This window comes from Caulobacter sp. CCH9-E1 (assembly GCF_001556515.1).
Taxonomy (GTDB): domain Bacteria; phylum Pseudomonadota; class Alphaproteobacteria; order Caulobacterales; family Caulobacteraceae; genus Caulobacter.
This window is the reverse complement of record NZ_LSJA01000290.1, coordinates 1-7,260: the sequence shown is the minus strand read 5'-3', so window position 1 is coordinate 7,260 and position 7,260 is coordinate 1. Positions and strand designations below refer to the sequence as shown.

The window sequence follows — 7,260 nt, the reverse complement described above, 5'->3', positions numbered from 1 at the left end:
AGACCAGGGCCAGGGTCTCGCCGGCCCGCACGGGGTCGCCGAGGCGCTTGGTGATCCGGGTGATCGAACCGGCGGCGCGGGCGGTCAGAGCCGCCTCCCCACCGGGTTCGGCTTCGACCGTGGCCTGCGCGACGACCTCGGAAGCCAGGCCCCCGGTGTTGACCGTCTGCAGTTGGACGCCCGAGGCGGTGATGCGCTCGGGGCCCATCGACAGGCTCTGGGGTCCGGCCGCGGGAGCTGCCGCCGCCGGCTTTTCAGCGGTCGCGGTCTCGGCGGGTTTGCCGCCCGACATCTTGCCGACCGAGAAGGCGGCGATCGCCACGACCACCACGGCCGCGCCGGCCAGCAGCAACTGCCGGTTCGAGGAGTTGGACTTGCGCATCAGCGATCTCCGAAGAGGCGGCCTTGCAGGCGCGCCAGGTCGGCCTCGGCGCGAACGCGCGCCAATTGGGCCTGAATGGTTTGGTCACGCGCTTCGGCCAGGGACCGGCGCGCATTGATTAGTTCGACAAGGGGGGCCTTGCCGGACTCGTAGGCGATCCGCGTGAGGCGGAAGGCTTCGGCGGCGCTGGTTTCGCCCTGGCCGGCCGCGTCGGCGCGCGACTGGGCCGCGCCCAGCTGGAAGCGGGCCGTGCGGATGTCGGCCTCGGCGTCGAACCGCGCGGCATTGAGCCGAGCCTCGGCGGCCTGCAGCTCGCCTTGGGCGGCGGTGATGTTGCCGCGGTTCTGGTCGAAGACCGGGATCGGAAGCGACACGCCCGCGACCAAGGCCGTGGAGTCGTCGCCGCTGAACCGGCGAACGCCGGCCGAGACCGTGACGTCCGGCACAGCGCGGGTCCGCTCGATGCGCACGCGACGGGCGGCGGCTTCGCGATCGGCCTCGGCCGCCAGAACGGCGGGCGTCGACAGCGCGTCGATGTCGCCCGGCTGGCTCGTGACCTTGGGGTTGGTCAGCAGGCTGTCGCTGAGCGAGGTGTAGGGCGTGGTCGATCCGACGAGAGCGGTGAGCCGCGAGAAGGCGCCCGTCCGCTCGGCCCGCGCTTCTTCCAACGACGCGCGCGCGCCGGTGAGCGCGGCTTGCGCCTGGAGGGTTCGCAGTTCGGCCTCTTTGCCCGCGTCGACCAGAGCTCGGGAGGCGCGCAGGGTCTCGTCGGACAGCGTCACGGCCTCTTCGGCCAGGGCGACCCGGCGTTCGGCGGCTTCGGCCTGGGCGTAGGCGTCGGCCAGAGCGAAGGCGAAATCGGCCTTCGACTGGACCAGCCGCGCCCGTGCAGCATCGAGAGCCGCCCGACCGGCGGCGACCCGCGCGCCGCGCTTGCCCCCGACTTCGAGCGGCTGGCTCAGCGAAAAGGTCGTCTCGGCATTGTTCGCGCCGCTATAGACGCCGCTGCCGCTGAAGTTCTCGATCTCCATCCCGACGGTGGGATTGGGTCGAGCGCCAGCCTGACGAGCCAGGCCCTCGGCCTGGCGCACGCCGGCGGCGGCTTCGGCGAGCCTTGGGGCATTGGCTTGCGCCTGGGCGAGAAGGTCCTTGAAAGGCGGCGCCGGATCGGCCGCCGCGCCGCGAGCGGACGCCAACGCGCCGACAATCGCGACCACGCTCACGGCCGCGAAACGCAGCTGTCCACGCATGATGAGAGTCATGAAGATGTGTTCCTAGAGATTGAGACGCAAACGGTCCGCCTCCTCGGGCGGAAGGGTCGCGTCAGGCTCTAGGCGGACGTTCGAGCAGGACGGAACGATCGATGAGCAGGCCCACATCCGGCTCGGCCAGCCAAACGGCACGATGCTCAAACGCTATCATCTCGGGCGCGAAGGACACGGGCAAGCTTATGCCATGCGCCGAACAATGACCGGTGCAGGCCGTGAGCGTTCTCTTGATGGGGGTCTTCTGGTCGCCAGCGGTCTTGATCAATGCTGGCGCCTGGACGCTCGACATGACGATCTGGCTGGCGACCTGAGTTTCGGTCTCCAGCGCAGCGTGCTCAGCAGGTCCGCAGATGACGATGCCGAGGATGAACGTGCAGGTTACGAACAGCGCCCATGCCTTGCCGAAGCTGAATCGCGAGGACGGCGCGCGGCGCGAGCGCCACGTGTCGGCATATCTGCCGACTTGCCGACGAAGGGGCGCGATTCCAGCCATCGAAATCTGCAATACCTCCGCTCAGTCCAGATTGAAATGCGTTATATGATTACATGTTATAGTGTCACATTGCCGAGCGCTCCAATTACGGCAACAAACACCTGGCGAAGACTTCGCGATAACTGGGGCAAAGCGGAAAGCTACAGAAGCCCGTACCGCGTTGTCGCGCCATGATCGAATCTCTCTCGATGCCCTGCCCATCCCGTTTGAAGTGGTCAGATGGCCCTTAGGCGGACCTCTTTGCCCCCATTTCGCCGGCTCTGTGCCGAGACCACCAGAATCCGCCGACCAGGATGGCCAGGGTGAGCGCCTGGGCGGCGACGCCTTCGATGGTCGGGAAGAAGCCCAGCAGTTCGATGCGCGGCAGAGCCAGCGGGTGCAGGTCCAAGAGGCCAGCCTCCTGCAGCGCGGCCACGCCCTTGCCGGCCAGGACGACCGCCAGGATCGCCATCAGGATGGCGCTGTATTCGAAAAACTTGCCGATCGGCAGGCGCTTGGAGAACCGCAGCATGGCCCAGGCGATGGCGGCCAGGACGACGACGGCGCAGCCGACGCCGGCCAGCACCGCCCCTGCCCCGCCCTGGGTCCACAGCGCCGTCAGGAACAGGATGGTCTCGAACACCTCGCGATAGACGACGATGAAGGCCAGCAGGAACAGGAACCACGCCGACGACTTGGAGAGCGCGTGGGATAGTTTCTCGCGGATATAGACCTGCCAAGCGTCGGCCTGGGCCTTGCCGTGCATCCAGAGTCCGACCGAGATCAGCACGGCGGCGGCGATCACCGAACCGAAGCCCTCGGTCAGCTCGCGGCTGGCCCCGCTGATCGAAATGAAGAAGGTCGCTGCGGCCCAGGTCAGACCACCAGCCGCCAGGGCTGCGATCCAGCCGCCGTGGACGTAGGGCAGCACGTCGGTTCGCTCGGCCTTGCGCAGGAAGGCGATCATGGCGACCACGATCAGCAGGGCTTCCAGGCCCTCGCGCAACAGGATGGTGAAGGCGCCGGCGAAGCTCGACAGGCTGTTGGCCTTTTCCGGGGCCAAGGCTCTGCCTGCGGCCGCGAACAGGGCGTCGAGCCGCTCGATCTGGCTCTTGACCTCGCTGGCCGGCGCGGCCTTACCGATCGCGCCGCGCACGTCGCCCATCGCCCCTTCGATCCGTCGCATCAGGGCCGGATCGCGCGCGCCCAGCGACGGCTCGACCGGCTCGAAGCCATCGAGATAGGCCGCGAGCGCGAGGTCGGCGGCGGCCTTGCGGTCGCCGGCCTCGTAGGCCTTGAGGCTTGCGGCGAGCTTCTGGCGGGCGACATCGAGCGAGCCGCCGCCGGTGCGGGTGACGACTTCGGGATGGCGTCGCAGATAGGCGGTCAGCGCTCGGGCCTTGGTCTCGCCGAGGGTGGTGGCCAGGGCGGCCGGCGTGGTCTGGGTCAAGGTCTGCAGGTCGGGGAAGCGGGCGCGGACGGCGGCGTCCTCGTTCCAGAGCTTTTCGCCGACGGCGGCCTCGGCGTCGCTGAAAGCGAAGCGCCCGACATAGAAGGCCAGGTCCCAGCGGTCGTCGGACGGCAGGTGGGCGTAGCTGGCCATGGCGGTGCCGTCGAGACCCTGCTGGATCACCTGGTAGAGGCCAAAGACGCTGCGCTGGCGCGCGCGGCCGGCGTCGGCGAAGGCGATCGGCGGCGGATCCAGGCCCGCGGCGTTGGGGCCGTCAGCCTTGCCGGTCTCGCCGTGGCAGGCCGCGCAGTTTTCCGCATAGAGCGCCGCGCCGCGCGCCAGGTCCGGCGCGCGCTTGGGGGCCAGGGGCGTGGGATAGGCGGCCAGGAGGTCGTTGGCCAGGGCATGGGCCTTGGCCGAGACCACGGCCGGCTCCTGCTTGGCGGCGATCGTGGCTTGCAGGCTTTGCGCCTTAGCCAGCAGGTCCGGCTGAGCCTTGGTGGCCGGCAGGCCGGCGATGCGCTCACGCACCTGGCCGGCGAACTCGTTCATCTCGGCATATTCGGACGGGCTGATGACCTTGCCGTCTTTCACCGCGCCCGCGTAGTCGACCGACAGATAGTCGAGCAGCCGCCAGGCGGTTTGCGAGGAACTGGCCTCCTGGGCATGGGCCATCGGCGCCGCCGTGAAGATCAGGACCGCCAGCAGCCCGCCAAGGATCGAGGCCAGACGCCCCTTGAGACCAGTAATCATTATCAATCCATGGGCGCAAAAAGGCGCGTGTGGCAAGAGCTTGAGCATATGTCAGGAAGTCGCGAGGTCGGCGCGGTGTTCGTCGCGAGCCTGGCGGATGATCTGGTAGGCCGAACTCAGGAAGACGCCGGCCAGGAGCACGCCGACGATCAGGTCAGGCCAGCGCGAACCGGTCAGCCAGACCAACCCGCCGGTAGCCGCCACGCCCAGGCATTGGATCAGATCGTTGCGCGTGCAGAGCCACACCGAACGGACATTGGCGTCGCCATCCCGATAGCGGACGAGCAAGGCGGCGGCGACGAGATTGGCCAGGGCGCCAAACAGCCCCAGGGCCGAGATCGCCTCGCCCGAGGGCGCCGCGCCGCTCCAGGCGCGCCAGGCGGCGAAGCCCGCGACCGACAGGGCGACCAGGCCCAGGCTGACGCCCTTGAACAGGGCCGCGCCGGTGCGGATGCCCACCGACTTGCCGATGGCCCATAGACTGATGGCGTAGGTGGCGCTGTCGGCCAGGAAGTCGAGCGCATTGGCCGACAACGACGCCGAGCCTTCGACCATGCCGCCGATCAGCACCACGACAAAGCCGACCAGGTTGATGGCGATCACCCAGGCCAGGGCGCGGCTATAGGCGGGCGTGGCGCCGTCGAACTTGACGTCGCTTCCGCAACCGCAGCCCGACGCGGCCGGTTTGCTGGAACAGGATTCGCTCATGAGGCCACCATGCATCCTCTAGCCACTAGAGGATCAAGGGCCTATCTGCAAAACTAAGGAGCACCTCATGACCCTTTCCATCGGCCTCTTGGCCAAGGCCGCCGACGTCAAGGTCCCGACCATCCGCTTCTATGAGGAGATCGGGCTGCTGCCGGAGCCCCGGCGAGCAGCCAATGATCGCCGGGTCTATGACGCGGACGCCGTCCGCCGCCTGGCCTTCATCCGCCACGCGCGCCAATTGGGCTTCTCGGTCGAGGCGATCCGCAATCTGCTGGATCTTTCCGACAATCCCGAGCGCCCCTGCGGCGAGGCCAACGCCCTGGCGGCGCGACAGCTCGACGATGTCGAGGCCAAGATCGCCCAGCTGGAGACCCTGCGCGGTGAACTGCAACGGATGGTGGCGGCGACCTGCGACGGACGGGCCGCCGACTGCCGGGTGATCGAGGCGCTGGCGGGCTAGGCGTCTCAGCGGGCGGTCATTCGTCGTCTTGCGCCGGGGATGATTGAATATGGACGCTCGTGTAAGATCATGTGCGCCCAACTACCGAGGCATAGGTCGGCATGGCAACATCCCCGATTGCCGCCCCCATCGGCGGCCGGATGGTGGAATTATCTTCAAAATATCCAATAACTTACCTAATTTACATCGGGTCCTGCACAACCACCCCTCGGGCGATCCCACCCCGTCACGGCCCGACATCGACATGACCAAGCAGATCGTCGAGGCCGGAAAAGCCCTGAAGATCGCCGTCCATGATCACTTGGTGGTCGGTCGCGAGGGCGTGGCCAGCTTCAAGGCGCTGGGATTGATGTGACGCCGTAAGATGGGTTGACGGGCGCAAGCCAAGCCGTGAGCCTCCGGACGCACAATTGCTCCGGAGTCCGCCCATGCGTCGCCTGCTCACCGTCCTCCTCGGCTCGGCCGCCCTGCTCGGGGGCGTCGCCGACGCCCAAGCCCAGACAACGGCCAAGGCCAAGGCCCCAGCGGCTCCGCCGGCGGTGTCCAAGGCGGACAAGGCGGCTCACGACAAGTACCTGACGCTGGACACCCACCTCGACACCCCGACCCACTTCGGCCGTCCGGGCTGGAACATCACCGACCGTCACGAGGTCGAGCATGACTTCAGCCAGGTCGACCTGCCGCGCATGAACGAGGGCGGCCTGGATGGCGGCTTCTTCGTGATCTACACGGGCCAGGGCGACCTGACCGCCGCGGGCTACGAGTACGCCCGAAACTACGCCCTGCACCGCGCGATCGAGATCCGCGAGATGCTGGCCGGCAACAAGACGGGCTTCGAGCTGGCCCTGACCTCGGACGACGCGCGGCGCATCAACAAGGCCGGCAAGAAGTTCGCCTTCGTCAGCATGGAGAACAGCTGGCCGCTGGGCGAGGACCTCACTCTGCTGACCACCTTCCACAAGGAAGGCCTGCGGATGGCCGGCCCGGTCCACTTCCGCAACAACCAGCTGGCCGACAGCTCGACCGATCCGAAGGGCAAGATCTGGAACGGCTACTCGCCGCTGGGCCTGCGCTGGCTGGCCGAGGCCAACCGCCTGGGGATCGTGATCGACGTCAGCCACGCCAGCGACGACGTCGTTGACCAGTCGGTGGCCCTGTCCAAGGTTCCGATCATCGCCTCGCATTCGGGTCCGAAGGCGATCTACAACCACCCGCGCAATCTGGATGACGCCCGCATCAAGAAGATCGCCGACGCCGGCGGCGCGGTCTGCATCAACTCGATCTACCTGACCGACACCACGCCCAGCCCCGAGCGCAAGGCGGCGCTGGAGGCCCTGGGCCGCGCCCCCGACATGAAGACGGCCACGCCCGAGATGGTGAAGGCCTATGGGGACAAGCGCGCGGCCATCGACAAGGCCTATCCGGCCCCGCGCGGCGACTTCGACCTCTACATGAAGAGCATGCTGCACGTCTTGAAGGTGGCCGGCCCCAAGGGCGTCTGCGTCGGCGCCGACTGGGACGGCGGCGGCGGCATGGACGGCTTCGAGGACATCACCGACCTGCCCAAGATCACCGCGCGCCTGAAGGCCGCCGGCTATTCGGACGCCGACATCGAGGCCATCTGGAGCGGGAATGTGCTGCGGATCGTCGACGCGGCCCAGGCCTATGCGAAGACGGTGGCGAAGTAGGGTTGGTTCGTTCCTCCCCCGCTCTGCGGGGGAGCAACCGTGTTGAGTTCAGGCGGGTCTCCAGTCGGCTTGGTCGCGG

6 protein-coding genes and 2 pseudogenes are annotated in these 7,260 nt (G+C 67.9%); 3 read left to right on the top strand and 5 right to left on the bottom strand.

Annotation, left to right across the window (positions count from 1 at the left end):
• The 5 genes and pseudogenes from AX690_RS16280 to AX690_RS16260 all read right to left on the bottom strand — a co-directional run.
• Positions 1 to 382 (bottom strand): annotated as a pseudogene (locus AX690_RS16280) (efflux RND transporter periplasmic adaptor subunit); the annotation flags it as partial.
• Positions 382 to 1,644, bottom strand: a complete 1,263-nt coding sequence (locus AX690_RS16275; protein WP_062097155.1) for a TolC family protein — start codon at positions 1,642 to 1,644, stop codon at positions 382 to 384. The pseudogene AX690_RS16280 and the gene AX690_RS16275, both read right to left, overlap by 1 nt.
• 61 nt (positions 1,645 to 1,705) lie before the next feature.
• Positions 1,706 to 2,155 carry a hypothetical protein gene (locus AX690_RS16270; protein ID WP_062093429.1) on the bottom strand — a complete coding sequence of 150 codons (450 nt, stop codon included), beginning with the start codon at positions 2,153 to 2,155 and terminating at the stop codon, positions 1,706 to 1,708.
• A 214-nt stretch (positions 2,156 to 2,369) separates the two neighbouring features.
• Complete coding sequence (locus tag AX690_RS16265; RefSeq protein ID WP_062093428.1) at positions 2,370 to 4,325, bottom strand: FTR1 family protein; 1,956 nt, start codon at positions 4,323 to 4,325, stop codon at positions 2,370 to 2,372.
• A 51-nt stretch (positions 4,326 to 4,376) separates the two neighbouring features.
• On the bottom strand, positions 4,377 to 5,033 hold the full coding sequence (locus AX690_RS16260; protein WP_062093427.1) for a cation transporter: 657 nt from the start codon (positions 5,031 to 5,033) through the stop codon (positions 4,377 to 4,379).
• Between the two features lie 67 nt (positions 5,034 to 5,100).
• Between AX690_RS16260 and AX690_RS16255 the strand changes: the two genes are divergently transcribed.
• The 3 genes and pseudogenes from AX690_RS16255 to AX690_RS16250 all read left to right on the top strand — a co-directional run bounded on the left by AX690_RS16255 (position 5,101) and on the right by AX690_RS16250 (position 7,181).
• Positions 5,101 to 5,493: a helix-turn-helix domain-containing protein gene (locus AX690_RS16255; RefSeq protein WP_062093426.1), complete on the top strand. Its 393-nt coding sequence runs from the start codon at positions 5,101 to 5,103 to the stop codon at positions 5,491 to 5,493.
• A 190-nt stretch (positions 5,494 to 5,683) separates the two neighbouring features.
• Positions 5,684 to 5,848: pseudogene (locus AX690_RS24295) on the top strand (JAB domain-containing protein); the annotation flags it as partial.
• Between the two features lie 73 nt (positions 5,849 to 5,921).
• Positions 5,922 to 7,181 carry a dipeptidase gene (locus AX690_RS16250; protein WP_066681859.1) on the top strand — a complete coding sequence of 420 codons (1,260 nt, stop codon included), beginning with the start codon at positions 5,922 to 5,924 and terminating at the stop codon, positions 7,179 to 7,181.
• Positions 7,182 to 7,260: the final 79 nt, after the last annotated feature.

Excerpts from the sequence above, each read along its gene's own strand:
- AX690_RS16275 (WP_062097155.1), bottom strand. The coding sequence starts at position 1,644 with ATGACTCTCATCATGCGTGGACAGCTGCGTTTCGCGGCCGTGAGCGTG.
- AX690_RS16265 (WP_062093428.1), bottom strand. The coding sequence starts at position 4,325 with ATGATTACTGGTCTCAAGGGGCGTCTGGCCTCGATCCTTGGCGGGCTG.
- AX690_RS16260 (WP_062093427.1), bottom strand. The coding sequence starts at position 5,033 with ATGAGCGAATCCTGTTCCAGCAAACCGGCCGCGTCGGGCTGCGGTTGC.
- AX690_RS16255 (WP_062093426.1), top strand. The coding sequence starts at position 5,101 with ATGACCCTTTCCATCGGCCTCTTGGCCAAGGCCGCCGACGTCAAGGTC.
- AX690_RS16250 (WP_066681859.1), top strand. The coding sequence starts at position 5,922 with ATGCGTCGCCTGCTCACCGTCCTCCTCGGCTCGGCCGCCCTGCTCGGG.